We start from the raw sequence: 25,354 nt of genomic DNA, 5'->3' as shown, positions 1-25,354 counted from the left end.
AACGTTCCGGAAGTCCCTGCAGGCTCTGTCGGGACGGTGGAGTCCACCACCGTTCTCGGCAAACCGAAGACAGTTTACTTCGCCCTCGCCACAGGCTGGGGTCCGAAGCGATTCACCGTGGATGTCCGGCGTGGGGACGTCGAGGCAGTCAGCCAGACAAGCGCTTGACTGGATTCTGCCGCGTGCAGACACCGTCTATGTCGCGGGGACCGGGCGCGGCCATTTCGGCTGGGGCAGCGTGGCGCCGGGGGGTGATCGCATCCGGTCGAGAACAGTGCGCAGTGGTGGCCAGGTCGCCCGGCCACGCCGGATCACCGCATATGCGGTCAGTATCGCGGTCGGGTCCGATAGCGGCAGCACCTTGACGCCCGCCGAGGTCGGCCTTCCGATCGGCAACAGTCCGACGCCGTAGCCGGCGATGATCAGGTCCTCCACCAGTTCCAGGCTGTCGATCTCGTGTGCGATGCGCGGCACGAATCCGGCGAGCGAGGCCAGCGTGCGCACGGCGTCCTCGTCGGCGGTGTTGCGGGAGTTCACGATCCAAGTCCGGTCGGCGTAGTCGGCGATTTCTGCAGGCCCGTCCGGAGTGTCGGCGGGAACGCCGAGACCCCACGGAACTGTCCACAGCGCAACCGTTTCCAGCACCGGGCCTGGCGATGCGGGCGCCAGGTTGTAGTCATACGTCAGTGCGAGGTCCAGGTCGTCATTGGTCAACAGCGCGAACGCCTCGATGGGCTCGTACTCACTGATCACGAAGTGGACCTTGGGGAACTCCTCGGCAAGTTCGCCCACGATCGGCAACAGCGACAACCGGATGCCCGTCGCGAACCCACCGATCCGGACGGTGCCTGCGGGATCGGCGTCCGGATCGAGATCCAGGCGTGCACTGTCGACGGCAGCCAAGATCGTCACCGCGTGCTCGGCGAGACGCTGTCCGGCGGGCGTGAGCCGCACCCGACGTCCTGCGGGCTCGATCAACTGGGCCCCGGTTTCCTTGGCGAGCGCAGCGATCTGCTGCGACACGCTGGACGTGGTGAGGTGGTGCGTCTCCGCGACGGCCCGCATGGATCCGAGCCGCGACAGCGACAGCAACAGTTGCAGTCGACGGGTGTCCATCGCACGTCATTGTTCAGCATCTGTGAACGATGCAACCGCAATTCATCAGATTCAGGCCGACCTTCAGCGGTTTCGCAGGCATCCCTCTGGACAAAATGGGATAAACAGCCCAAATTAGTGGGTTGGATGTCCCAAAAACCGACCTGCCATGCGGACGGCTTATGGCCGCGATCGCCGATCGCAATTGCGGGCCGTCTTCATTCACCGGGCGGGAGGCGTTCAGGTAATCGGTGGCACGCAATGGGAGGAACAATCATGGAGACACCATCTGACCGCTACGACGTGATCGTGTTGGGTGCAGGCCCGGTCGGCCAGACTGTCGCGGCGCGTACCCGTGCCGCGGGTTTGACGGTAGCGGTCGTCGAGCGCGAACTGGTCGGCGGCGAATGCTCCTACTGGGGCTGCATTCCGAGCAAGTCTCTACTGCGACCGGTGCTTGCAGTGGCAGACGCCCGTAAGGTCGACGGTGCCCGTGAAGCGGTGACCGCGCCCGTCTCGGCGCAAGGCGTGTTCGGCCGCCGTGATCGCTACGTCACGCTGTGGGACGACACCGGCCAGGCCAATTGGGTCAAGGAGATCGGCGCCGACCTCATTCGCGGGCAGGCGAGACTGCACGGCCCCCGACGCGTCGCCATCGAGACCGCCGACGACGAACTCCTCGTGCTGACGGCCCGGCATGCCGTGGCGATCTGCACCGGAAGCACCGCGGCCCTGCCCGATATCCCGGGAATCGCCGAAGCGCAGCCGTGGACCAACCGCAAAGCCACCGACAGCAGCGAGGTACCGCGACGCCTTGCCGTCGTCGGAGCGGGCGGTATCGGCGTCGAAATGGCGACCGCCTGGCAGGGTCTCGGCTCACAGGTCACCCTGCTGGCTCGCACCCATGACCTGTTGCCCCGCATGGAACCTTTCGTCGGTGAACTGGTTTCCGCGGGTCTCAGGGCCGCCGGTGTCGATGTGCGCACAGGAGTCTCCGTCACCGAACTGCGCCGTCCCGGCGGCTTCGGCCCGGTCACGGTGATCCTCGACAACGATGAGGAACTGCACGTCGACGAGGTGCTCTTCGCAATCGGCCGGACCCCGAACACCGGCGACATCGGCCTGCACACAGTCGATCTCGCGCCGGGGTCCTGGCTCAACGTCGACGACTCCTGCCGAGTGGCTGGGGCTCACAATGAATGGTTGTATGCGCTCGGTGATGTCAACCATCGCGCACTGCTCACCCACCAGGGCAAATACCAGGCCCGGATAGCAGGCGCCGCGATCGCGGCATCGGCTGTTGGCGCGCCGTTGGACCGCGCACCGTGGAGCGCGCACATGGCAACCGCCGATCTGCACGCGGTGCCTCAGGTGTTCTTCACCGACCCAGAAGCAGCGGCTGTCGGACTCACCGCGAAAGAAGCCCAGCGCGCCGGCTACCGAGTACGTGTCGTCGACCTCGACATCGGCGAAAGCGTCCCAGGTGCAAACTTTTACGCCGACGGATACATCGGCCGGGCCCGCATGGTCGTCGATCTCGACGGTGGCTATCTGCTCGGGGTCACCTTCGTCGGCCCGGGCGTCTCGGAACTCCTGCACTCGGCGACGATCGCGGTCGCTGCCCGGGTTCCCGTGGACCGACTGTGGCACGCGGTGCCGTGTTTCCCGACGATCAGTGAGGTGTGGCTGAAGCTGATGGAGGCAAACCGGGACATGGCACTGGAGGGTCGTTCGTGAATCCGCACAAGCGCCGGTTCACGCGGGTGGCACGGCGCGCAGCCATCGTCGCGATGATCGTGATCACCGCTGGGTGCGCACACACCAACACCCCGACGCCAACGACCACGCCGCCGACCACGACAACCCCCTCGACCACCGCGTCGCCCGCACCGCCGACCGAGAAGAACATCAACCCGACGAGCGGCAATATGTTCACTCCTCAGGTGATCGCTCCGGCGGCGCCAACGGAACCTCCTGGCGTCCACCGCCACCGCCGAGGCTAACCGCGCCGACGGGCCGGAGAACTGGACAATTATTTGCTCGGCCCTGTCGACGTTTGCGTTGCGGCGCTGGACGGTGCCGGACCGGAGGACCACGTAGGGTTGTCGCGTGGACTTGCTGCTCGGCATCGACATGGGCACCGGGAGCACAAAAGGCGTCCTGGTGGACACCACGGGTTCGATCATGGCGTCTGAGGCCATCTCGCACACGATGGATCTGCCGCGGCCAGGGTGGGCCGAGGTCGATGCCGAGGCCCTGTGGTGGCACGAGGTGTGTTCGATCAGCGCCTCGCTGATGGCCAAGATGCCCGCAGGCGCAAAACTGGCTGGGATGTGTGTCAGCGGCGTCGGACCCTGCCTCGTGTTGTGCGACGACGACCTGCGACCACTGCGCCCGGCGATTCTCTACGGCATCGACACCAGGGCCACCGCCGAGATCGAGTCGTTGACCGCCGAGCTGGGCGAGCAGAACATCCTGGACCAGGCGGGCACCCTGCTGTCGAGTCAGGCCGTCGGCCCGAAACTCGAATGGGTCCGGCGCCGCGAACCAGAGGTGTTCGACAGGGCCACCGGATGGTACGGCTCCAACTCCTACATCGCGGCCAAGCTGACCGGTGAATACGTGATGGACCATCACACCGCCAGCCAGTGCGCCCCGCTGTATGCCGTGCGCAAATTCGACTGGAATCACCACTGGGCACAACGTATCTGTGGACACTTGCCACTGCCAAGACTGGTATGGCCGAGCGACGTGGTCGGCTCCGTGACCCCGGCCGCCGCGGAAGCGACGGGAGTTCCTGTCGGCACTCCGGTTTCGGCGGGCACAGTCGACGCCTACTCCGAGGCGTTCTCGGTGGGCGTGCGACAGCCAGGGGACCAGATGTTGATGTACGGCTCGACGATGTTCTTGGTGCAGATCATCGATGAGTACCACAGTGACCCGACGTTGTGGACCACGACCGGTGTGGAGCGCAACAGCTTGGCGTTGGCGGCGGGCACCTCAACGGCGGGCAGCCTCATCTCGTGGCTGCAAAAGGTCACCGGAGAACCGTCGTTCGACGAGCTGACGGCCGAGGCACAGGGCGTGCCACCCGGCAGCGAGGGCCTACTGGTGCTGCCCTACCTGGCGGGCGAGCGAACGCCGGTCTTCGACGCGCGGGCCCGTGGCGTTGTCGCGGGGCTGACCTTGCGCCACGGCCGCGGACATCTGTTCCGGGCTGCCTACGAAGGGATTTCGTTCGGCATCCGGCAGATCCTGGAGCGCTTCGACGACGCCCACAGCGCGACAAGGACAGTCGCCGTTGGCGGCGGGCTGCGCAGCCCGGTGTGGGCGCAGGCGGTCAGCGACATCACCGGACGCCCACAACTCGTTCCCGAACAGGCCATCGGCGCCAGCTACGGCGACGCGCTGCTCGCAGCCATCGGCGTCGGGCTTGTGGACGGCGACACCGATTGGGCGAAAATCGCCCGCGAGGTCAAGCCCGACGCACGCAACCGCGAGCTCTACGACGGCCTCTACTCGACGTGGCGTGAGCTGTACCCGGCCACCCGCGAACAGGTGCACCGGCTCGCCGAACCCGACATCGGGCAGCGTCAGCCCATCGTGTAGCCACCGTCGACGGGGATGTCGACGCCGTTGATCATGCTTGCCGCGTCGGACGCCAGCCATACCACCGCATCGGAGACTTCCTGTGGAACGGCAAAGCGGCCCAATGGAATCCGGTCGAGCATCGGTGCGGCTTTCGTCTCTTCGCCCCACACTCGCTGCCCCATCTCGGTGAGCACCACGGTAGGACACACCGAGTTGGCGCGGATACCGTACGGACCCAGTTCACGCGCCAAGACCTTGGTCGCCATCACAAGCCCTGCCTTCGACGCGCAGTACGCATAGTGGTCTGGCAGCGGAGCCAACGCCGCCGCCGACGCCACGGTGATGATGGATCCGCCAGTGCCCTGCTCCACCATGGCGGCGCCGACTGCGGAAGCCAGCAGCGCAGGGGCCCGAAGGTTCACCGCGATCGTCACGTCGAACAGCGCCGGATCCGTCTGCAGTACCGATTGCGGATGGGACACGCCCGCATTGTTAACCAGGACGTCGAGGCCGTCGAACACGTCGCGGGCCACCTGAGCCAGTTGCGCGGCCCCGTCCGGCTGCGCCAAATCCACTGCGGCGGTGTGTACTTCGGCGCCGAAGTCGACTTCCAACGCCTTCTTGGTGACCGCCAGCTCACCTTCGTCGCGGCCACTGAGCACCACGCGCGCACCTGCCGACGCGAACGCCTTCGCGATGTCGGCGCCGATGCCCTTCGTTGCACCGGTGATCAGTGCGCGCTTGCCGTCGAGTCTCAGGGCGCCCGCATAGCGCCGTTCCGCCGTCGTTGTCACGGGCCACCTTTCGCAGGCTGGTGGTCGGCGTCCACACTGGCCAGAATGGCCGCCGCGGTAGCCGGATCCGTCACCAGCTGGTTGAAATAGCCACCCCGCGCCCCGGCGATGATGGAGTCGATCTTTTCCTGCCCGACCGCCACCGCGATGGTCACCGGAACATGACGAAGGGTCTCGAGTTCGACGGCGATCAGACGCTCGCGTCCCTCGAAATCGACTTCGTCACCGGCACGGTCGTAGAACCGCGAGCAGACGTCGCCGACGGCAGAGCGTAACGACGTGGAATCCGTTGGCACGAACCGCGGAATGTCCGAACGCAGCAACGGTGGCGCGCCCACACCCATCAATGCGCAGCGGGCACGCGGCCACAAGTGGAGTACTCGCTGAATACTCGGGTCCTTCAACAGCGACGGGTACAGGTCTGGTCCCGGCAACGCGGGCGCGAACAGGTAGTTCGGCCGTCCGCCCACCCGGTTGGCGACCCGGCGGGTGATCTCGTTGGTCTGGTACCACTCCTCGGGCTGGTCGTTGCCGCCGACCGTCGGCGCCACCAGCACACCAGGTAGCGAAACCAGCTCATACTGCGCGACTTCGTAGACGGTGCGGCCGGACGACACCAGCAGCGCGTCGCCCGGCAACAGCCCGGCCGCCGCCAACGCGCGACCAACGGCGGGCGCCAGCGCGCCGCCCATCACGTCGATGATCGTCCGGCCCGGGCCGGGCGCGGGAAGCGGATGGCTGAGGAACACCGTCGTCAGCGACAGCGCGCGAACAAGCCGATCGGCGAGATCACCGGCTGCCACCTCCTCGGGTGGAACGACCTCGATGCGGACGATCCCGCGCCGCTTAGCCTCGGCGAGCAACCGGCTGACGGTGGCCCTGCTGGTGCCCAGTTGCGCTGCAACCTCGGCTTGGGTGGCCTCTTCGGTGTAGTACAGCTTGGCGGCCGTGTACAGCAACGATGGCTGGAAATGCCCGGCGTCGACCTCGGAAACGGCGCCGTCGACGCCGTCCGCTGGGGTGGGGTGTGCAGACCCTGGCACGTGACGAGTATGACACTGAACATCCGTTCGGAGTCAATTTTCTATGAACATCTGTTCTGGACATTTGTGCACCAGCTGTTTTAGTGTGACTGCAACCACATCGATATGGCGCTGTGACCGGCCGGTTAACCGACATCGAAGGAGCATCAGATGTCCGACCAAATTCCCGAGAAGATGCAGGCCGTGGTCTGCCACGGGCCACATGACTATCGCCTCGAGGAGGTGACGGTCCCCGACATCGGCCCCGGCGAGGCCCTGATCAAAGTCGAGGCCGTCGGCATCTGTGCCAGCGACTTGAAGTGCTACCACGGTGCGGCGAAGTTCTGGGGCGACGAGAATCGGCCTGCTTGGGCGGAGACCATGGTGATTCCCGGTCACGAATTCGCCGGGCGTGTGGTGGCACTCGACGAGGCCGCCGCCGCGCGATGGGGCATCACGATCGGCGACCGAGTGGTTTCCGAGCAGATAGTGCCGTGTTGGGAATGCCGCTTTTGCAAGCGCGGCCAGTACCACATGTGCCAACCGCACGACCTGTACGGCTTCAAGCGGCGCACCCCTGGGGCGATGGCGAGCTACATGGTGTATCCGGCGGAAGCGTTGGTGCACAAGGTCTCCGGTGATATCGCTGCACACCACGCGGCGTTCGCCGAGCCGCTGTCGTGCTCACTGCACGCCGTCGAACGCGGCCAGATCACCTTTGAAGACACCGTCGTGGTGGCGGGCTGCGGACCGATCGGGCTCGGCATGGTCGCCGGGGCCCGCGCCAAGAACCCGATGCATGTCATCGCGCTGGACATGGCGCCGGAGAAGCTCAAGCTGGCGGAGGCCTGCGGCGCCGACATCACGATCAACATCGCCGAGCAGGATCCGGTCAGCGTGATCAAGGACCTCACCGACGGTTACGGCGCTGACGTCTACCTGGAGGGGACCGGCCACCCGTCCGCGGTTCCCCAGGGTCTCAACGTGTTACGCAAACTCGGTCGCTACGTCGAGTACGGCGTCTTCGGCAGCGAGGCATCGGTCGACTGGAGCATCATCAGCGACGACAAGGAACTCGACGTCCTCGGTGCGCATCTGGGCCCGTACTGCTGGCCCGCCGCGATCAAGATGATCGAGTCCGGCGTGTTGCCGATGGACCAGATCTGCACACATCAATTGCCGCTCACCGACTTCCAGAAGGGGCTCGACCTGGTCGCAAGCGGCAAGGAGTCGGTCAAGGTATCGCTGATTCCGGCGTGATCACCCGAGTCGAAGCGAAGGACGAGAGATGAGTCGAGAACTGTCGCGTCGCGACATCTTGGCGGCCATGGGTCTTGCGGGCATGGCCGCGGTCAGCCTACCGGTGTTGTCGGCATGTGGCGTCGGAGGAAAAGCCAACGCCTCCAACGGGGCCGGCGAAGTCACCGGCGGCTTCGACTGGAAGAAGGCGTCCGGGTCGACCATCAACATCCTGCAAACCCCGCATCCATACCAGAAGTCCTATCAGCCCCTGCTCAAAGAGTTCACCGAACTCACCGGGATCAACGTCAACGTCGACCTGGTGCCTGAGGCCGACTATTTCACCAAACTGAACACCGAATTGGCCGGCGGCAGCGGCAAACACGACGCCTTCATGCTCGGTGCCTACTTCATCTGGCAATACGGGCCGGCCGGCTGGATCGAGAACCTGGACCCCTGGCTGCAGAACTCCTCAGCCACCGGGCCCGATTACGACTTCGAGGACATCTTCGAAGGGCTGCGGACCTCGACACGATGGGACTTCGTCACGGGCAACCCGTTGGGCACCGGCGGGCAGTGGGCGATCCCATGGGGATTCGAGAACAACGTTGTCGCCTACAACAAGAAATACTTCGACCAACGAGGCATCAAGAAGCTGCCGGACCGGTTCGACGACTTCATTCAACTCGCCGTCGACCTCACCGACCGCTCACAGAACCGCTACGGCATCGCCACCCGCGGCTCGAAATCATGGGCCACGATCCACCCCGGGTTCATGACGCAATACGTACGCGAAGGGGCAGTGGACTACACGTTCGACGGTTCCGACCTCGTCGCCCAGATGGCCAGCGATAAAGCGATCGATTTCACCAAGAAGTGGATCGAGATGCAGCACCAGGCGGGGCCGACCTCATGGACCTCGTATGACTACCCAAACGCCACAGGCGATCTCGGCGACGGCACGGCGATGATGGTGTACGACGCCGACAGCGCGACCTACCCGAAGAACAAGCCGGGCGCCAGCGCGCTTGCCGGCAACCTCGGCTGGTATCCGGGTCCGGCGGGCCCGGACGGCAACTACAAGACAAACCTCTGGACGTGGAGTTGGGCGATGAGCGCCAACTCTCGCAACAAGTTGCCTGCCTGGCTGTTCATCCAGTGGGCCACCGGTAAGGACTCGCTGAACAAGGCCGTGGAAGGCGGCACGTACGCCGATCCGGTTCGCAAATCGGTGTTCGACACCACGTTCAAGCGGGTGGCCGCCGACCAGTTCGGCTACCTGGAGGCGTTCGAGACCGTGATCGGGTCGTCGAAGATCCAGTTCACGCCGCAGAAGAAGTTCTTTGACACCACTCAGAATTGGGCTGTCGCGCTGCAGGACATCTACGGCGGGGCGGATACCGCGTCGCGACTGCGCAGCCTCGCCAAGACCAACACCTCCAAGGTCAACCTGTAGGAGTCAGGCGCACCATGACAACGCAGACGTCCAAGGCCGCACAGTCCGCACCCGAGCAACCCGACACCACTTCACGCCGCCCGCTGCCGGAGATCCCGCGGTGGCGCCGCAAGTTGCGGCCCTACCTGCTGTCGATCCCCGCGCTGGTGATCGTGATCGGCATCCTCTACCCGTTCGTGTTGGGCGCCTACTACGCATTCCTCAACTACGCGGCGGTCAACCCCAGCCCGCACTTCATCTGGTTCGACAACTTCAAGTCGGTACTGGGCGATCAGGTGTTCTGGCAGAGCGTCAAGGTCACCGGCATCTTCGCGGTGGCGGCGACAGCGATCGAGACCGTGATCGGCGTCGGCCTGGCTCTGCTGCTCAACCGGTCCAGCATGATTGGGCGGCTGTTCGAGAAGGTGCTGATCGTTCCGCTGATGATCGCGCCCGTGATCGCGGGTGTGATTTGGAAGCTGATGTTCAATCCGCAATTCGGCATCCTGAATCACGTTCTGGGGCTGGGGAGTACCTTCGACTGGCTGTCCGGCCGAACCGCCCTGATGTCGGTCATCCTTGTCGACACGTGGATCTTCACCCCGTTCGTGGCGATCCTGGTGCTGGCCGGCATCCGGTCACTACCCAAGGAACCGTTCGAAGCCTCCGAGGTGGACGGCGCCAGCTGGTTCTACATGTTCCGCAAGCTGATGCTTCCGATGCTGTGGCCCTACATCCTGGTCGCGGTGATCTTCCGGTTCATGGACAACCTGAAGGTGTTCGACCACATCTACGTCCTGACCGCCGGCGGACCCGGCGTGGCCACCCGAACGCTGCAGATCGGCGCATTCGAGGATTCGATCATCAACCTCGACTACTCCCGCGGCAGCACCTACATGCTGCTGCTGTGGATCATCGTGTTCATCACCGCGCGCTACCTGGTGAGCGTGCTCGGCAAGGCGCAGCGTCGGGCTGCGGGAGCGGAGTCGTAGACCATGGCCAAACAAGAGTTGCTGCCCGGCCAGAAGCGTTTCTCCGTGGGCGCCGCCGCCGCCGACCTCGGTCTGCTTTTCTGGTTCCTCTTCTCGCTCTTCCCGATTGCATGGATGTTGTTGTTGGCGTTGAAGAATGACGAGCAGCAGACAACCACCTACTTCCAGTTCAGCCCCACCTGGTCCAACTTCGCGACCGTGGTGAGTGACAAGGGCACCCAGATGACCAGTGTCGACTTCAAGGCGTCCCTGATCACCAGTCTGGTCAATTGCGGTGGCGCGGTGATCGTGTCACTGGTGATCGGCATTCCGGCGGCGTACGCCGCCGGGCGGTGGCGCTACCGCGGCAGCGAAGACCTGATGTTCCAGATGCTGTCCTTCCGGTTCGCGCCCGAATTGATGGTGATCGTGCCGTTGTTCGTGATCTACAACCAGATCGGGTTGTTCGACACCAAAGTCGGCATGATCTGGGTCCTGCAGCTCGTGACGATGCCATTGGTGGTGTGGATCCTTCGGTCATATTTCCAGGATCTACCCGAAGATCTTGAACAGGCTGCGCTGCTCGACGGCTACACCCGCACACGGGCGTTCCTGATGGTCGCACTGCCGATCGTGCGGCCAGGCATCGCCGCGGCGGCCTTGCTGGCCTTCATCTTCGCGTGGAACAACTATGTGTTCCCGTTGATCCTGGCCGACACCAACGCCGGCACCGTCACGGTCGCGATCACGAAGTTCCTCGGCGGCGGCGGGCAGGCGTACTACAACCTGACGGCCGCGGCGGCCATCATCGCCGCACTCCCGCCCCTGATCCTGGCGTTGACCATCCAGCGCTATCTGGTACGGGGCCTGTCGTTTGGGGCGGTGAAAGCCTGATGGCAACGGTGACGATCTCCGATCTGCGCAAGTCGTTCGGCAAGACCAAAGCCGTCGACGGCATCTCGGTCGACATCGACAACGGCGAGTTCTTCGTGATCCTCGGCCCCAGCGGGGCGGGGAAGACCACGACGCTGAAGTCGGTCGCAGGATTGGTCGACGTCGATGCCGGCGCCGTGACCATCGGCGGCGTCGACGTGACGCGCGTCGAGCCTTACCACCGCAATGTCGCAATGGCGTTCGAGAGCTACGCGTTGTACCCGCAGAAAACGGTCAGCGAAAACCTCGCCTCGCCGCTGAAGTCCGGACGCACCGGCAAGTACACCGAGCGGCAACGCGCCGAGCGGATCGACCAGGTGACCACGACACTGGGAATCAACCACCTGCTCAAGCGATTTCCGCGCGAGTTGTCGAACGGTCAACGACAGCGGGTGGCGTTGGGTCGTGTGCTGGTGCGTCCCGCGGACATCTACCTGCTCGACGAGCCGCTCAGCCACCTCGACGCCAAGCTACGGGCGTCGATGCGGGCTGAACTCAAACAGCTCGGCGCAATGTCGAACACCACCACGCTTTATGTCACACACGACTATCAGGAGGCGCTCGCGCTCGGTGACCGCATCGCCGTGATGCGCGAGGGGCGGTTGATCCAAATCGGTGCGCCCGAGGAGATCTGGCGGCGACCGGCGGACACGTTCGTCGCGCGTGCGCTGGGTCAACCGGAGATCAACCTCCTCGACGGAGTTGTCGACGACGACCGGGTCAGGCTGGGAGACGGATCGTTCGACGTCCCTGTACCGGATGGCGTGCGGTGCGACAGGGGTGATCGCGTGCGGGTGGGGCTGCGGCCCTGCGATATTCACGTAGCCGATCCGGATTCGGCCGCGATTCGCGGACAGGTGGTGCTAGCCGAGCGGCTTGGCCGCAACATCGAGCTCACCGTCGACGTCGCAGGAGCGCAACTGATCGTCCTTGCCTCCGGGCGTGACGGTGTCGGCGAAGGGGCGCGGGTAGGGCTGACGGTGGCCGACTCGAACATCCATGTGTTCGCCTCCGGCGCGGGGGATACGCCGCGACTGAATGCAAACGACTCGGTGGAGGTGGCACAGTGACCGCGACGCTCGACAAGTCAACGACTGCCACCGCACAAAGTCTCACGTTGACCGACCTGGTGAAAACTTATGCGTCACGAGGGCGGGAAAGCGTGACCGCGGTCAAGGGCATCAACTTGGCGATCGAACCCGGTGAACTGGTGGCCCTGCTGGGGCCGTCGGGTTGCGGGAAGACCACCACGCTGCGGATGATCGCCGGACTGGAAACCGTGACAAGCGGTTCCATTCGGATCGGCGAGCGTGAGGTGTCCGGGCTGCCTGCCGCCAAGCGGGGAATCGGAGTCGGCTTCGAAAGTTACGCGCTGTATCCGCCGCTTTCGGTCCGGGAGAACCTGCTCTACGGTCTCAAGGCCCGCAAGGTCAAGGGCGCCGAGCAGATGGTTGCCTCGATCAGCCGTCGGCTGGAGATGGACGACATGCTCGAGTTGCGCCCCGCTGGGCTGTCCAGCGGCCAGAAGCAGCGGGTCGCACTGGCCCGCGCGCTGGTGCGCAACCCTCCGGTGCTGCTGCTCGACGAACCGCTGTCACACCTCGACGCCTCGGCCAGGCAGCGGGTCCGTCGCGAACTCAAAGTGCTGCAGCGGGAATTCGGCTACACCACGATCGTCGTCACGCACGACCAGGTGGAGGCGCTGTCGCTGGCCGACCGCCTCGCGGTGATGGATGCCGGCGTGGTGCAGCAGTTCGGCACCCCCGACGAGGTGTTCGACGATCCGGCGAATCTGTTCGTCGCACAGTTCGTCGGTGAGCCGCAGATCAATGTTTTGCGCGGGGTGGCGAAGGTCGCCGACGGCACGGTGTGGGTCGAGATCGGTTCCAACGCAGGTGGTTTGGCAACCAACGTCAAGGGCGTGGCCGACGGCACCCGTGTCGCGGTGGGTATCCGCCCGCAGGACTGTGCGCTGACCTCGACGGCGGACACGGGCATCACCGCCACCGTCGCGTACTTCGAGCACCTGCTGGAGTTCGGCCTGGCGACCAGCACCGTGGCAGGCATGGAGGAAGGCATCATCGTGCAGACGCCTGCGGCCGATACCTACGAACCCGAACAGCGAGTCGTGGTGACCGCGCCGCCGGAACGCGTCTACCTGTTCGACACCGAAACCGGAGAGCGGTTGCGATGACCAAACTTTTCAACGATCCGGCCCGCTTCACCGAGGACATGCTCGTCGGCTTCCTCGACGCCAATGCGAAGTACGTCAGTGGTGTCCCCGGCGGCGTGGTGCGTGCACACAAGACGAGGCCGGGCAAGGTCGCGGTGGTGATCGGCGGCGGGTCGGGGCACTATCCGGCGTTCTGTGGCACGGTCGGGCCCGGATTCGCCGACGGTGCCGTGGTCGGCAACATCTTCACTTCGCCGTCGGCCGAGGAGGCCGCGTCGGTGGCGCGCGCGGCCCACGGCGATGCGGGCGTGTTGTTGACGACAGGGAACTACGCCGGCGACGTGATGAACTTCAACCTTGCTGTCGCGCAGTTGCGCAGTGAAGGCATCGACGCGCACTACTTCGCCGTCACCGACGACGTCGCCAGTGCGCCGAAGGGTGAGGAGAGCAAGCGTCGCGGGATCGCCGGAGACTTCACGGTTTTCAAGTGTGCAAGTGCGGCGGCCGAACAAGGGCTCGATCTCGTCAACGTGGTGCGGGTGGCCGAGAAGTCGAACGACGCCACCCGTACCCTCGGGGTCGCGTTCGACGGCTGCACCTTGCCGGGCGCGGATGAGCCGCTTTTCACCGTTCCCGACGGCCGGATGGGACTGGGACTGGGCATCCACGGCGAACCGGGTGTCGCGGAACGCGACATGCCGACCGCGGCGGGCCTGGCTGCCACGTTGGTCGACGGGGTGCTGGGTGACAATCCAGACGCAACGTCGCGGCGAATCGCGGTGATTCTCAACGGGCTCGGCCGAACCAAGTACGAAGAGCTGTTCGTGGTCTGGGGTGAGGTCGCGCGACTGCTTCGCGAGCGGGGCTACCAGCTTGTCGAGCCCGACGTGGGTGAACTGGTGACCAGCCTGGACATGGCGGGTTGTTCGCTCACGGTGATGTGGCTGGACGACGAACTCGAACGCTACTGGACGGCGCCAGCGGACACTCCCGCGTACAAGAAGGGAGCCGCCCATGCAGCGACCGCTGCGGGGGAGCGGCGGACCGACGCAGACGTTGAAAGCCGCACCGATGCAACGGAGCTGGCCGCACTCGCCGACAACGATGGCCGCAACGGCGGCAGGTTGGTGGCCCGGGCGTTGGAGGCGATGGCCGAGACGCTGATCGCGGCGGAACAAGAACTCGGCCGCATCGACGCGGTGGCAGGCGACGGAGACCACGGTCGCGGCATGGTCAAAGGGGTGACGGCTGCACGTGACGCCGCACTGCGCGCGGTTGACCAGGGCGCCGGTCAGGGTTCGGTGTTGGCACTCGCCGGTGAACAGTGGTCGGCAAGGGCCGGCGGCACCTCCGGGGTGTTGTGGGGTGCGTTCCTCAAGGCGCTCGGCGCGCGGTTGGGAGACACCGGAAGACCGGATGCCCGCACCGTTGCGGCGGGCATCCGTGATGGTTATGACGCCTTGATCCGACTCGGCGGCGCCGCGCCGGGAGACAAGACGATGCTCGACGCGTTGCTGCCGTTCGTCGAAGAACTCGAACGCCAAGTGGTGGATGGCACGGCCTGGCAGCGGGCGTGGGCGTCGGCCGCCGATGCTGCGACCGAGGCGGCGCGCGGCACGGCCGAGATGCGACCAAGAGTCGGCAGGGCCAGGCCGCTCGCCGACCGCAGCGTCGGGACGCCCGACGCCGGGGCGGTGTCCCTTGCCATGTGCGCGGTCACCGTCGCGGACTGCTTCACTCTGAGCGCCAAAGGAGAACGCTGAAATGACCGAAAATGCTTCGGGTTTGCGGATCGTGGTCGGCTCCGACGATGCCGGTTACGAATACAAAGAGGCGCTCAAGGGTGACCTGCTCGCCGATGACCGCGTCGCAGACGTGATCGACATCGGCGTAGGCGCCGACGACACCACCGCTTACCCGCATGTGGCGGTGGCGGCGGCCAGGATGGTGGCCGAGGGCACCGCCGATCGGGCATTGTTGGTGTGCGGCACCGGGTTGGGCGTGGCCATCAGCGCCAACAAGGTGCCCGGTGTCCGCGCCGTGACCGCCCACGACAGCTTCTCTGTCGAGCGGTCCGTCCTGTCGAACAACGCCCAGGTGCTGTGCTTCGGCCAACGCGTCATCGGCTTGGAACTGGCAAGGCGGCTGGCCCGCGAATGGCTGGGATATGAGTTCGATCCGCAGAGTTCATCGGCGGGCAAGGTGGAGGCGATCGGCGAATACGAACCAGCCAAACGAGCCAGTGCGGGGTGACGATGGCCGACACCCTCCTCGAATGTTCGGAAATCGCAAAGGGGTTCGGCGGTGTGCCGGTCCTCAAAGGTGTCACCCTGCATCTCGAACCAGGCACGGTGACCGCGCTGGCGGGTGAGAACGGCGCGGGCAAGTCGACGCTGATGAAGATCATCAGCGGTCAGTACAGCGCCGACGCCGGCACCGTATCGGTGTCCGGCACCGCACTGACACCAGGAAGTCCGCGCGACGCCGTCCGCCACGGCGTGGCCATCGTCCCGCAGGAACTGGCCTCCATCGAGGACATGACGGTGTACGAGAACATGTTCGTCGGGCGGGAGTTGCGCCGCGGACCGCTGCTGAATCGGCGTGCGATGATCGCCGAAGCCAAACAGACGCTCGGCTTGTTCGACGTCGCCATCTCGCCGACCGCGCGCATGGGCAGCCTGCCCGTCGGACTGCGACAGATCGTCGAGATCGTGAAGGCGGCTAGGACCGGTGCACGCGTGATGATGCTCGACGAGCCGACGTCGGCGATCTCCGAACGCGAGGTGGAGGGCCTCTACCGCATCGTGCGCCGCCTGCGTGACCAGGGCGTGGCGATGGTGTACACCACGCACAAGATGGCCGAGATTCGCGCCGTCGCAGACCGCGTGGTGGTGCTGCGCGACGGCGGGCTGATCATGGACAGTCCGATCGCCGAGGTGTCTGACGACGAGATCGTCACGGCGATGATCGGCCGTGAACTCGACGCCCTGTTCCCGCAGCGTCCCCAGCCCGGCACCGACACCGTGCTCGAGGTGCGGGATCTGGAGGTGACGGGCGCCGCGGGCGCGGTGTCGTTCTCGGTGCGCGCCGGTGAAATCGTCGGCCTGGCAGGGTTGGTCGGCGCGGGCCGGACCGAACTGCTCGAGGCGATCTTCGGCTCACGGCGCAGCACGGCGGGCTCGGTGCTGGTGCACGGCAAGCCGGTCAAACGCAACCAACCCGCGGCCGCCATCACCGCGGGCATGGCGATGGTGCCCGAGGATCGCAAACTCAACGGAGCTGTGTTGTCGATGAGCGTGCTCGACAACGGTTCGCTGCCGCGGCTGTCGTCGTTCTCGTTGGCCGGCTGGCTGCGCGGAAAAGCGCGCACCGCATCGGTTTCTGAGGTGATGACGTCGGTGCGTCTGCGCAGCCGCGGCCTCGGCCAGGAGGTCGGCACCCTCTCCGGGGGCAACCAGCAGAAGGTGGTACTGGCTCGGTGGCTGACCGGTGACGTCAACGTGCTGCTCCTCGACGAACCCACCCGTGGCGTCGACGTCGGCGCCCGCAGCGAGATCTACCGCATCATCACCGAATTCGCGGCCAACGGCATGGCGGTGGTGATGGCGTCGTCAGATATGCCCGAGATCGTCGGCTTGTCGCATCGCGCGTTCGTCATGCGCGCGGGGGTGTTGGTCGGCGAACTCGACCGCGACGCGCTGGACCACCCGGCAGTCCAGGAATCGGTTTTCCGTCTGGCCACCGCCCTGGACGCATCACCAACTCAGGAGGCCGCATCGTGACCACCCAGCTCGACAGCGAAGAAACCGCGCCCGTACGGGCGCGCAGGGTCGCCTCGCCGGCGACAGGAGAGCCGGTCCGCCTGTTCTCCCGCGAGTGGTTCGCCGGTTTGGCGCTGCGGTACGCGATGGTGCTGGTGATGCTGCTGGTCATCGCCTACTTCAGTTACCGCAGTGCGCGATTCAGCACCGTCGACAACCTGGTCACCATTCTGGTCGCCGCCGCCCCGTTCGCGCTGATCGCGCTCGGCCAGACGCTGGTGATCCTCACCGGAGGCATCGACCTGTCGGTCGGCAGCGTGATCGCCGCGTCGGCGATGGCGTCGGCGGCCACCGCCAAAGCCAACCCCGGGCAGGTGTGGCTGACGGTCGTGGTCGCGATGGCTGTCGGCCTCGCCGTGGGCTGCGTGAACGGAATCCTGGTGTCGCGCATCAACGTTCCGCCGTTCATCGCGACGCTCGGCACCCTGACCGCGGGTTCCGGGTTGGCCTACGTCATCGGCGGCGGCGCACCGATCAACGGGCTACCGCCGGAGTTCGGGTCCATCGCCAACACCAAGATCCTCGGGCTGCAGATCCCGGTGCTGTTGATGATCGTCGGCATCATCGCGCTCGCGGTGGTGATGAAACGCACCACGTACGGCATGCGGGTCTACGCCGTCGGCGGCAACCGCAACGCCGCCGAGATCGCAGGAATCAACACGAAAAACGTGCTGTTCAGCGTCTACGCGTTCTCCGGCCTACTCGCAGGCATCTCGGGAGTGATGCTGGCCTCCCGGGTGATTTCCGGACCGCCGAACCTCGGCCAGGGCTACGAACTCGACGCGATCGCCGCGGTGGTGATCGGCGGTGCCAGCCTAATGGGCGGCCGCGGCACCATCTGGGGCACCGCCCTCGGCCTGCTGATGATTCAGACGCTCAACAACGGCCTGGACATCCTCGTCGTCCCTGCCTACTGGCAGGACGTGATCAAAGGCGTGTTGATCGTGGCGGCCGTCGCCGTCGACGTGTGGTCGTCGCGCCGCCGAACCGGAACCTGAACGACTTCCCCCGATCCGCCGACTCCAGAAGAGAAAGAGAACCGTCACATGAAACTGGCAACCAAGATCGGCGCCATCGCCGCGGCAGGGGCGCTCACCGTCGGCATGACGGCCTGCGGCGCCGGCGACACCGAGGCCAAGAGCGGCACCACCAGGGTCGGGGTGACCGTGTACGACATGAGCTCGTTCATCACCGCCGGCAAAGAGGGCATGGACGCCTACGCCAAGGACAACAACATCGAATTGCTGTGGAATTCAGCCAATCTCGACGTATCCACGCAGGCCAGTCAGATCGATTCGATGATCAACCAGGGTGTGAAGGCCATCATCGTCGTTCCTGTGCAAGCCGATTCGCTCGGGCCTCAGGTCGCCGCGGCCAAGGCGAAGGGCATCCCGCTTGTCCCTGTCAACGCGGCGCTGAACAGCAAGGACGTCGCGGGTAATGTCCAGCCCAACGACGTGGCGGCCGGTGCGCAGGAGATGCAGATGATGGCCGACCGGCTTGGTGGCCGCGGGAACATCGTGATCCTCCAGGGTCCGTTGGGCCAGTCGGGTGAACTCGACCGCAGCAAGGGCATCGAACAGGTGTTGGCCAAGTATCCCGACATCAAGGTGCTCGCCAAGGACACCGCCAACTGGAAACGCGACGAGGCCGTCAACAAGATGAAGAACTGGATCTCCGGTTTCGGCCCCCAGATCACTGGCGTCGTTGCGCAGAACGACGATATGGGCCTCGGCGCCCTGCAGGCGCTGAAGGAGGCGGGCCGCACCGGCGTGCCGATCGTCGGCATCGACGGCATCGAGGACGGCCTCAACGCGGTGAAGAGCGGTGAATTCATCGGCACCTCACTGCAGAATGGCACCGTCGAACTGGCCGCAGGACTCGCGGTGGCTTCTCGGCTTGCCAAGGGCGAATCGGTGAAAACCGATCCGGTCTACATCATGCCGGCGATCACCAAAGACAATGTCGACGTCGCCATCCAGCATGTGGTGACCGAGCGTGCACAGTTCCTCAAGGGGTTGACCGAGTTGACCAACCGAAACCTCGAAACCGGTGACATCGCCTACGAGGGCATCCCGGGTCAGAAGCAGCCGTGACCCCCCAAACCGAAGTGGGCACAGTCGATCTCGACTTCCGGCTGGATGGTAAGGCCGCCGTGGTGACTGGCGCGGCCGCCGGCATCGGGTCCGCCATCGCCGCGGCCTACGCCGCCAAAGGGGCGCGCATCGCGGTCGTCGACCTCGACGAGACCGGTGCGGTGTCAAGAGCCGGCGGTCTTCCCACGGATAGTCGCGGCTTTCGTTGCGACGTAACCGATCCCGATTCAGTGCAGCGCACCGTCGGCGCGGTGCTGGACATGTTCGGACGGGTGGACATCCTGGTCAACAGCGCAGGTGTCGTCCATCTCGCGCCCGCCGAGGAGTTGTCGGAGAAGGCGTGGGACGCCACCCTCGACGTCAACCTCAAGGGCACCTTCCTGATGTGTCAGGCGGTAGGCCGGTCGATGCTCGACGCCGGCGGCGGAGTCATCGTCAACATGGCCTCGCAAGCAGCCAGCGTCGCACTCGACCAGCACGTGGCCTACTGCGCGTCGAAGTTCGGCGTGGTGGGGGTGTCGAAGGTGCTGGCCGCCGAATGGGGGCCGCGCGGCGTGCGCGTCAACACCATCTCGCCCACTGTGGTGCTCACCGAACTCGGCCGCAAGGCGTGGAACGGGCCGCACGGCGATGCGCTCAAGAAACTCATCCCCGTTGGGCGGTTCGCTTATCCGGACGAAATCGCCGCTGCTGCAGTGTATTTGGGGTCCGACGCGGCTGCCATGGTGAACGGCGCCGACCTGGTGATCGACGGCGGCTACACCATCAAGTGATCGTTCGTGATTCCTGAACGGTATATCCAGGAAAATCACGTGGACGTGAACGGTCGTCGTCCCGTTGAATTCAGGGGTGACCACGAACCAAGCCCGCACCGGCGCGCTGATGGCGATGGGGTCGATGCTGTGCGTCCAGATCGGCCTCGCGCTCGCCGTGACGCTCATCGACCGCATTGGCGTCGAGGGTGCGGCGTGGCTGCGACTGGCGTGGGCGGGCGTGCTGATGCTCATCATCGTCCGGCCCCGGTTCTCGGCCTTCACCTGGGCGACCTTCCGGGTCTGCGTGGCGCTGGGCACCGTGACCGCCGCCGTCACGCTGCTGTTCATGGCCGCGCTCGATCGGATTCCCCTCGGTACCGCCAGCGCACTGGAGTTTCTCGGACCCCTCGGCGTTGCGGTGGCGCACGGTAAGGGCAGCCATCGAGTGATCTGGCCTGGGCTGGCCGCCGTCGGCGTGGTCCTGCTCACCGGTCCGTGGACCGGTTCGGTCGACCCGGTCGGGGTGTTGTTCGCGCTGGGCGCGGCCGCGTGCTGGGCCTGCTACATCGTGCTCACCCAGCGCGCCGGTGACGAGGTGTCGGGCATCAACGCTTTGGCGGTTTCCATGCCCGTCGCCGGCCTTGTCGCCACCATCGCCGTCGGCCCAGCGGTGCTGCCGCGGATGACCCCCGACATCCTGCTGATCGGCATCGGCCTGGCGATCCTGCTGCCGGTGGTGCCGTTCGCCCTCGAACTGCTGGCACTGCGACGGTTGACCACCGCCGCGTTCGGCACCCTGATGGCACTGGAGCCGGCGTTCGCGATGATCGTCGGACTGATTGTGCTGCACCAGATCCCCGGCCCGGCGGGCACCGTCGGCATCTGCTTCGTGGTAGCCGCAGGCATCGGTGCCGCACGCACCGGTGCACGCCCGTCGCCGGTGCCCGCCGAGGTCGGCTGACTACCCTTTGGAGTCATGGCATCCGGACCCTTCTATACGCCCATCGCCGGCATCGTCAACAAGCTGTTCGTCGCTCTGATCGACGCGCCGATCCTGGGCCCGTTGGTGCGGCGCGGCGTGATCAACATCCGTTACGTCGGCCGTCGGTCGGGCAAGACGATCCAGACTCCGGTGGGTTACCGGCGGTCCGGCGATCGCATCGTCATCAATGTGATGTCACCCGACAACAAGACGTGGTGGCGTAACTTCCTTGGCGATGGCGGTCCGATCACGCTGCTCAGGCTCGACGGTCAAGACCGCACCGGACACGCGATCGCCAGTCGCGACGACAAGGGCCGCGTCAAGGTCGTCGTCCAGCTCGGCTAGTCAGAACAGTCAGGCCTCGAATCGCTTGCGCCGGTACAGGGTTCCGACGGCCAGCAATGCCAGGCTGATCACCAGGATCGCGGTCGCAAGCACGTTGATCTGCGGCGGCACCGCGGCCTTGACCGCAGCGTTCACGTACAGCGGGTAGGTCACCGTCGACCCGCTGACGAAGTAGGTGATGATGAAGTCGTCGAGCGACAGTGCGAACGACAGCATGCCCGCGGCCACGATGCCGGGAACGATCAGCGGAAGCGTCACTTTGAAGAACGTGCGAGTGGGGGAGGCCCCCAGATCCATCGACGCGTCCTCCAGCGTCCAGTCGAAGCCTCGCACCCGCGCCCTGACGGTCATCGCGATGAAGCTGATTTCGAAGGCGATGTGCGAGATGACGATCGTGGTGTAACCGGCCGCCCAGCCGAAATCCAGGAACAGAGTCAGCAGCGCGGCGCCGATCACCACCTCTGGCGCGGTAAGGGGTAACACCAGGAACGTGTCGACCGCGGTCTGGCCGCGGAACCGTTGCCGCACAAGCGCTATCGCCACCAGTGTGCCGAATACCAGCGCAATCAACGTCGACACCAACGCCACGTTCAGCGACAGCTTCAACGCGTCGGTCAACGCCGGATACTTGAATGGATGCATCCAGTTCTCGAGCGTGAAGCCCTGCCACGTGTAGTTGAACTTGCCAAGCGGCTTGTTGAACGAGAACAGGATGATCACGAAGATCGGCAGGAACAGGTACAGCAGCACCAGGCCCGCCACGATCCGCAGAATCAGGTCGCCCCACTTCGGGCTGCCCTTGACGACTGTGGTCTCGGTGCTGGCGAGGTCGGTCATGGCCTGAGTCGTCATACCAGGTCCTCCGTCCCAAGCGCCCGCGTGTACAGCAGCACACCGACGAGGATGATCGCCATCAGCACCATCGACAGCGCCGCGGCCGCCGGATAATCCTTGACCACCAGGAACTGTTTCTGAATGACGTTGCCGATCATCGTGGTTTGCGTACTGCCCAGATAGTCGGCATTGATGAAGTCACCGACCGCGGGAATGAACACCAGCATGCTGCCCGCCAGCACACCGGGCATCGCCAACGGCAGAATCACCCTGCGGAAGCTGCGCGGCGCACCGGAGTACAGATCGCGCGACGCCTCCAGCAGTCGTGGGTCGATCTTTTCCAGCGACACGTACAGCGGCAGGATCATGAAGATGATCCAGTTGTAGATCAGCCCGCCGATCACCGCCCATGCCGTCGAAAGCAACCGGCCCTCGTCGGGCAGCAGGCCGATCGTCCCGAGCGCTTTGACCACCCAACCGTCGTCTTCCAGAATCGTCTTCCACGCGATGGTGCGGATCAGGAACGTGACGAAGAAGGGCAGGATCACCAGCCCCAGGATCAGGTTCTTGTACCGGCCGGCCTTGAACGCAATGACGTAAGCCAGCGGAAAGGCGAGTAGCAGGCAGACCACCGTGGCAACCAACGCGTACGAGAACGACCGGATGATCTGATCGCGGTAGGTGCTGAACGCTTCGGCATAGTTGCCGAAATCCCAGTTGAACGTCAGCGTCGGCAGATACACCGAGCCACCGGAACTCGACAACGATGTGCGGGCCAGCGTGAACAGCGGCACCACAAAGAAAATCCCGAGGTACACGAGCGCGGGCAAAATCATCAGGTACGGCGCGATTTTGCTCCGCTGCCGACTGCTGCTGGCGACACCTGCCATCGGATCAACCGCCAGTGACTGCGGCGTACATCGTGTTGAACTCCTGCGTCTGCTCGTCGGTGAGGTCGGCCCAGGACTTCAGCTTGTCGAGGCTCGCCTGCGGCGGGTTGATCAACGGGTTGGCCCCCAGCTTCGGATCGATCTTGTTGAGCTCGTCCGTCATGTCCGAGAGGACGGGAACATACTGAGTGAAGGCGACCAACTTGGCGTAGTTGGGCCGGTCGTAGACATAGTTGATCCACGCCTCGGCGCCCTTCTGGTTCTGGGTCGTGTAGGGGATCACCATCGTGTCGATGAACCAGTCGCCGCCCGACTCGGGGATGACGAACTGCAGGTCGGGATTGTCGGCCTGCAACTGCACCACGTCACCCGAATATGCCTGCGCGACAGCGATATTGCCGGCCGCCAGGTCGTCGGCGTAGTCGTTGCCGGTGAACCGTCGGATCTGGCCCTTGTCCTTCTGTTCCCTGACCAGATCGACTGCCTTCTGGACGGCCTCCGTGGTCGGCTTCTCGATGGAGTTGCCCTGCGACTGCATGATCATCCCGAGCCCGTCCTGCGTGTCGGAGAGCAGGCTGACCCGGCCCTTGAACGCGGGGTCCCACAAGTCGTCGATCGTTCTGATGTCTCGCTTGGTGGCGGACTTGTTGTAGGCCAGCCCGACCATGCCGGTCATGTAGGGCGCGGTCTTCTTGCGGCCGGGATCGATTTGTGAATCCAGCAAGTCCTTACGCAGGTTCTTCCGGTTCGGAACGCCTGCATCGCTGATCTCGTTGAGCCAGCCGAGGCGGTTGATCCGGGCGGCCATGAACTGCGTCGGCACCACGAGGTCGGCACCGATGTCCTGCTTGCGCGACAACGGCTCCTTGACCTTCGCGAACCACTGCTCGTTGTCGTTGAAGTCTTCCTTGTAATCCACGGTCAGGCCGGACGCCTTCTGGAAGGCCGCGACGAAGCCGTCGGCCATGTACAGCGGCCAGTTCGAGATCCGCACCGTGCCGGTGGCGGGACCCTCCTGCGTCGTCGTGGCGCCGCCCGAGGAGGACTTGTTGTCCGAGCTACATGCGGCCAGGAAGGAACCCCCCATGGCCAGCGCCGCGGCCGCCGCGGCACCACCGCCGATGAACCGACGGCGCGAAGTACGGTTCGCGGCAAGACGATTCAGGATCTGCGGATCGAAGTCTCTGGAGGGCATGGCGACTGTGCCTTTCGACGAAGGGAGAGGAGGAACTACAACCAACGGTTAGGAGTCGTCGAGCATCTCTTCGAGATCCTCGGTGGTCGGGATGTCGGCGGCAGGCAGCACCAGCGACGCCTCGGGCAGCCAGCTGACATGAACCTCGTCACCGGGACGCAACATCGGCAGGTCCTGCTCGGCACCGACATGGGCGACGATCGCCGAGTCGTCGGGAGCGGCCATCGACACCCGCAGCACCGGACCTTGAAACGTCAGGTCCGAGACCGTCGCGCGCACGGTTGCGACATCTCCGGACGGTGCGTCCATCGACACCCGCACCCGCTCAGGCCGCACCATCAGCGTGGCGTGGCCACCGGGCTCGATCGTGGTGTCACCTGGGCGCGCCTTCAACTTCGTACCCAACACCTCGACCTCGACGAAGTCGCGGTTGACCCGGCCGGTCTGCGTGCCCGCCCACAGGTTGGCCTGTCCGATGAAGCTCGCCACGAACACCGTCGACGGCCGATCGTAGATCTCGGTGGGGGAGCCGATCTGATCAACATTGCCCGCATTCATGACCGCGATCCGGTCGCTCATCGTGAGCGCTTCCTCCTGGTCGTGGGTCACGTAGATGAACGTGATTCCGACCTCCCGCTGGATGCGCTTGAGCTCGAACTGCATGGCGTGACGCAGTTTGAGGTCAAGCGCGCCGAGCGGTTCGTCGAGCAGCAGCGCGCTGGGGTAGTTCACCAGGGCACGCGCCAGTGCGACCCGCTGCTGCTGGCCGCCGGACAACTGCGCGGGCTTGCGCTGGGCGAAGTCAGTGAGCCGCACGATCTCCAGCAGCTCGTCGACCCGCTTGCGGACTTCAGACTTGTCTTTCTTCTTGCTGCGCGGTCCGTAGGCGACGTTGTCCCACACCGTCATGTGCGGGAATAGCGCGTAATGCTGAAACACCGTGTTGACGTTGCGCTTGTGCGGCGGCACGCGCGACACGTCGGCGCCTTCCAGCCGGATAGCGCCTTCGGTCGGCGTTTCGAATCCGGCGATCATCCGCAGCGTCGTCGTCTTCCCGCAGCCCGACGGGCCTAGCATCGAGAAGAACTCGCCCGATGCGATGGAGAAGTCGGCTTCGGCAACGGCGACGTAATCGCCGAACCGCTTGGTGACATGATCGATCTCGATGACCGGGCCGCCCTTT

Annotated in this window: 24 protein-coding genes; 17 read left to right on the top strand and 7 right to left on the bottom strand. The window is 65.1% G+C overall.

All coding sequences use genetic code 11. The features are described from left to right. Positions 1–195 precede the first annotated feature (195 nt). Complete coding sequence (locus tag ACGFK1_RS20215) at positions 196–1,116, bottom strand: LysR family transcriptional regulator (RefSeq protein WP_393433057.1); 921 nt, start codon at positions 1,114–1,116, stop codon at positions 196–198. Positions 1,117–1,371: 255 nt separating this feature from the next. Between ACGFK1_RS20215 and ACGFK1_RS20210 the strand changes: the two genes are divergently transcribed. From ACGFK1_RS20210 to ACGFK1_RS20200, 3 genes are all read left to right on the top strand, one after another. Continuing rightward, a complete protein-coding gene (locus ACGFK1_RS20210; RefSeq protein ID WP_393433054.1) occupies positions 1,372–2,832 on the top strand; it encodes a dihydrolipoyl dehydrogenase family protein in 1,461 nt (486 codons plus the stop codon). Beyond that, positions 2,829–3,098, top strand: coding sequence for a hypothetical protein (locus ACGFK1_RS20205; protein WP_393433051.1), 270 nt, complete (start codon positions 2,829–2,831; stop codon positions 3,096–3,098). The genes ACGFK1_RS20210 and ACGFK1_RS20205 overlap by 4 nt, the downstream gene beginning before the upstream one ends. A 106-nt stretch (positions 3,099–3,204) precedes the next feature. Beyond that, positions 3,205–4,704 (top strand): FGGY-family carbohydrate kinase, encoded by a 1,500-nt coding sequence (locus tag ACGFK1_RS20200; RefSeq protein ID WP_393433048.1) that lies wholly within the window; start codon positions 3,205–3,207, stop codon positions 4,702–4,704. On the opposite strand, the gene ACGFK1_RS20195 is transcribed toward ACGFK1_RS20200, so the two are convergent. Both ACGFK1_RS20195 and ACGFK1_RS20190 read right to left on the bottom strand, forming a co-directional pair. Beyond that, positions 4,689–5,480, bottom strand: coding sequence for an SDR family NAD(P)-dependent oxidoreductase (locus ACGFK1_RS20195; protein ID WP_393433045.1), 792 nt, complete (start codon positions 5,478–5,480; stop codon positions 4,689–4,691). The genes ACGFK1_RS20200 and ACGFK1_RS20195 overlap by 16 nt on opposite strands. Further along, complete coding sequence (locus ACGFK1_RS20190; RefSeq protein WP_393433042.1) at positions 5,477–6,523, bottom strand: sugar-binding transcriptional regulator; 1,047 nt, start codon at positions 6,521–6,523, stop codon at positions 5,477–5,479. The genes ACGFK1_RS20195 and ACGFK1_RS20190 overlap by 4 nt, the downstream gene beginning before the upstream one ends. A gap of 150 nt (positions 6,524–6,673) precedes the next feature. Here ACGFK1_RS20190 and eltD point away from each other — a divergent pair, with 150 nt between their 5' ends. The 14 genes from eltD to ACGFK1_RS20120 all read left to right on the top strand — a co-directional run bounded on the left by eltD (position 6,674) and on the right by ACGFK1_RS20120 (position 21,252). Beyond that, positions 6,674–7,762: an erythritol/L-threitol dehyrogenase gene (gene eltD / locus ACGFK1_RS20185; protein ID WP_393433039.1), complete on the top strand. Its 1,089-nt coding sequence runs from the start codon at positions 6,674–6,676 to the stop codon at positions 7,760–7,762. A gap of 28 nt (positions 7,763–7,790) precedes the next feature. Then, positions 7,791–9,197: an extracellular solute-binding protein gene (locus ACGFK1_RS20180; RefSeq protein ID WP_393433036.1), complete on the top strand. Its 1,407-nt coding sequence runs from the start codon at positions 7,791–7,793 to the stop codon at positions 9,195–9,197. Positions 9,198–9,211: 14 nt separating this feature from the next. After that, positions 9,212–10,168 (top strand): carbohydrate ABC transporter permease, encoded by a 957-nt coding sequence (locus ACGFK1_RS20175; RefSeq protein ID WP_393433033.1) that lies wholly within the window; start codon positions 9,212–9,214, stop codon positions 10,166–10,168. Between the two features lie 3 nt (positions 10,169–10,171). Continuing rightward, on the top strand, positions 10,172–11,041 hold the full coding sequence (locus ACGFK1_RS20170) for a carbohydrate ABC transporter permease (protein ID WP_393433030.1): 870 nt from the start codon (positions 10,172–10,174) through the stop codon (positions 11,039–11,041). Then, positions 11,041–12,150: an ABC transporter ATP-binding protein gene (locus ACGFK1_RS20165; RefSeq protein WP_393433027.1), complete on the top strand. Its 1,110-nt coding sequence runs from the start codon at positions 11,041–11,043 to the stop codon at positions 12,148–12,150. The genes ACGFK1_RS20170 and ACGFK1_RS20165 overlap by 1 nt, the downstream gene beginning before the upstream one ends. Further along, positions 12,147–13,274, top strand: a complete 1,128-nt coding sequence (locus tag ACGFK1_RS20160; protein ID WP_393433024.1) for an ABC transporter ATP-binding protein — start codon at positions 12,147–12,149, stop codon at positions 13,272–13,274. The genes ACGFK1_RS20165 and ACGFK1_RS20160 overlap by 4 nt, the downstream gene beginning before the upstream one ends. Further along, positions 13,271–15,016 (top strand): D-erythrulose 4-kinase, encoded by a 1,746-nt coding sequence (gene derK, locus ACGFK1_RS20155; protein WP_393433020.1) that lies wholly within the window; start codon positions 13,271–13,273, stop codon positions 15,014–15,016. The genes ACGFK1_RS20160 and derK overlap by 4 nt, the downstream gene beginning before the upstream one ends. 1 nt (position 15,017) lies before the next feature. Beyond that, the gene (locus tag ACGFK1_RS20150; RefSeq protein WP_393433017.1) at positions 15,018–15,506 is read left to right on the top strand and encodes a ribose-5-phosphate isomerase; all 489 of its coding nucleotides are present in this window, start codon (positions 15,018–15,020) and stop codon (positions 15,504–15,506) included. Positions 15,507–15,508: 2 nt separating this feature from the next. Next, positions 15,509–17,035 (top strand): sugar ABC transporter ATP-binding protein, encoded by a 1,527-nt coding sequence (locus ACGFK1_RS20145; protein ID WP_393433014.1) that lies wholly within the window; start codon positions 15,509–15,511, stop codon positions 17,033–17,035. Continuing rightward, positions 17,032–18,072, top strand: coding sequence for an ABC transporter permease (locus ACGFK1_RS20140; protein ID WP_393433011.1), 1,041 nt, complete (start codon positions 17,032–17,034; stop codon positions 18,070–18,072). The genes ACGFK1_RS20145 and ACGFK1_RS20140 overlap by 4 nt, the downstream gene beginning before the upstream one ends. Before the next feature lie 48 nt (positions 18,073–18,120). Beyond that, entirely contained in the window at positions 18,121–19,170 is a 1,050-nt protein-coding gene (locus ACGFK1_RS20135; RefSeq protein ID WP_393433008.1) for a substrate-binding domain-containing protein, read from the top strand. Continuing rightward, entirely contained in the window at positions 19,167–19,943 is a 777-nt protein-coding gene (locus ACGFK1_RS20130) for a GolD/DthD family dehydrogenase (protein ID WP_393433005.1), read from the top strand. Before ACGFK1_RS20135 ends, ACGFK1_RS20130 begins: the two co-directional genes overlap by 4 nt. A gap of 76 nt (positions 19,944–20,019) precedes the next feature. Then, positions 20,020–20,886 (top strand): DMT family transporter, encoded by an 867-nt coding sequence (locus ACGFK1_RS20125; protein ID WP_393433002.1) that lies wholly within the window; start codon positions 20,020–20,022, stop codon positions 20,884–20,886. Positions 20,887–20,901: 15 nt separating this feature from the next. Next, positions 20,902–21,252, top strand: coding sequence for a hypothetical protein (locus tag ACGFK1_RS20120; protein ID WP_393432999.1), 351 nt, complete (start codon positions 20,902–20,904; stop codon positions 21,250–21,252). A gap of 9 nt (positions 21,253–21,261) precedes the next feature. Here ACGFK1_RS20120 and ACGFK1_RS20115 read toward each other — a convergent pair whose 3' ends face one another. The 4 genes from ACGFK1_RS20115 to ACGFK1_RS20100 are packed head-to-tail and all read right to left on the bottom strand — an operon-like array spanning position 21,262 to position 25,248. After that, positions 21,262–22,104 carry an ABC transporter permease gene (locus tag ACGFK1_RS20115; protein WP_393432996.1) on the bottom strand — a complete coding sequence of 281 codons (843 nt, stop codon included), beginning with the start codon at positions 22,102–22,104 and terminating at the stop codon, positions 21,262–21,264. Beyond that, positions 22,101–22,976 carry an ABC transporter permease gene (locus ACGFK1_RS20110; protein ID WP_393432993.1) on the bottom strand — a complete coding sequence of 292 codons (876 nt, stop codon included), beginning with the start codon at positions 22,974–22,976 and terminating at the stop codon, positions 22,101–22,103. Before ACGFK1_RS20110 ends, ACGFK1_RS20115 begins: the two co-directional genes overlap by 4 nt. 4 nt (positions 22,977–22,980) lie before the next feature. Further along, the gene (locus ACGFK1_RS20105) at positions 22,981–24,171 is read right to left on the bottom strand and encodes a spermidine/putrescine ABC transporter substrate-binding protein (RefSeq protein WP_393432990.1); all 1,191 of its coding nucleotides are present in this window, start codon (positions 24,169–24,171) and stop codon (positions 22,981–22,983) included. 48 nt (positions 24,172–24,219) lie between these two features. Next, on the bottom strand, positions 24,220–25,248 hold the full coding sequence (locus tag ACGFK1_RS20100; protein WP_393432987.1) for an ABC transporter ATP-binding protein: 1,029 nt from the start codon (positions 25,246–25,248) through the stop codon (positions 24,220–24,222). Between the last annotated feature and the right edge of the window lie 106 nt (positions 25,249–25,354).

Source organism: Mycobacterium sp. NPDC048908, from assembly GCF_043197955.1.
Taxonomy (GTDB): Bacteria; Actinomycetota; Actinomycetes; order Mycobacteriales; family Mycobacteriaceae; genus Mycobacterium.
Note: the sequence above shows the minus strand (reverse complement) of the source record. Positions and strands in the feature narration are given on the sequence as shown.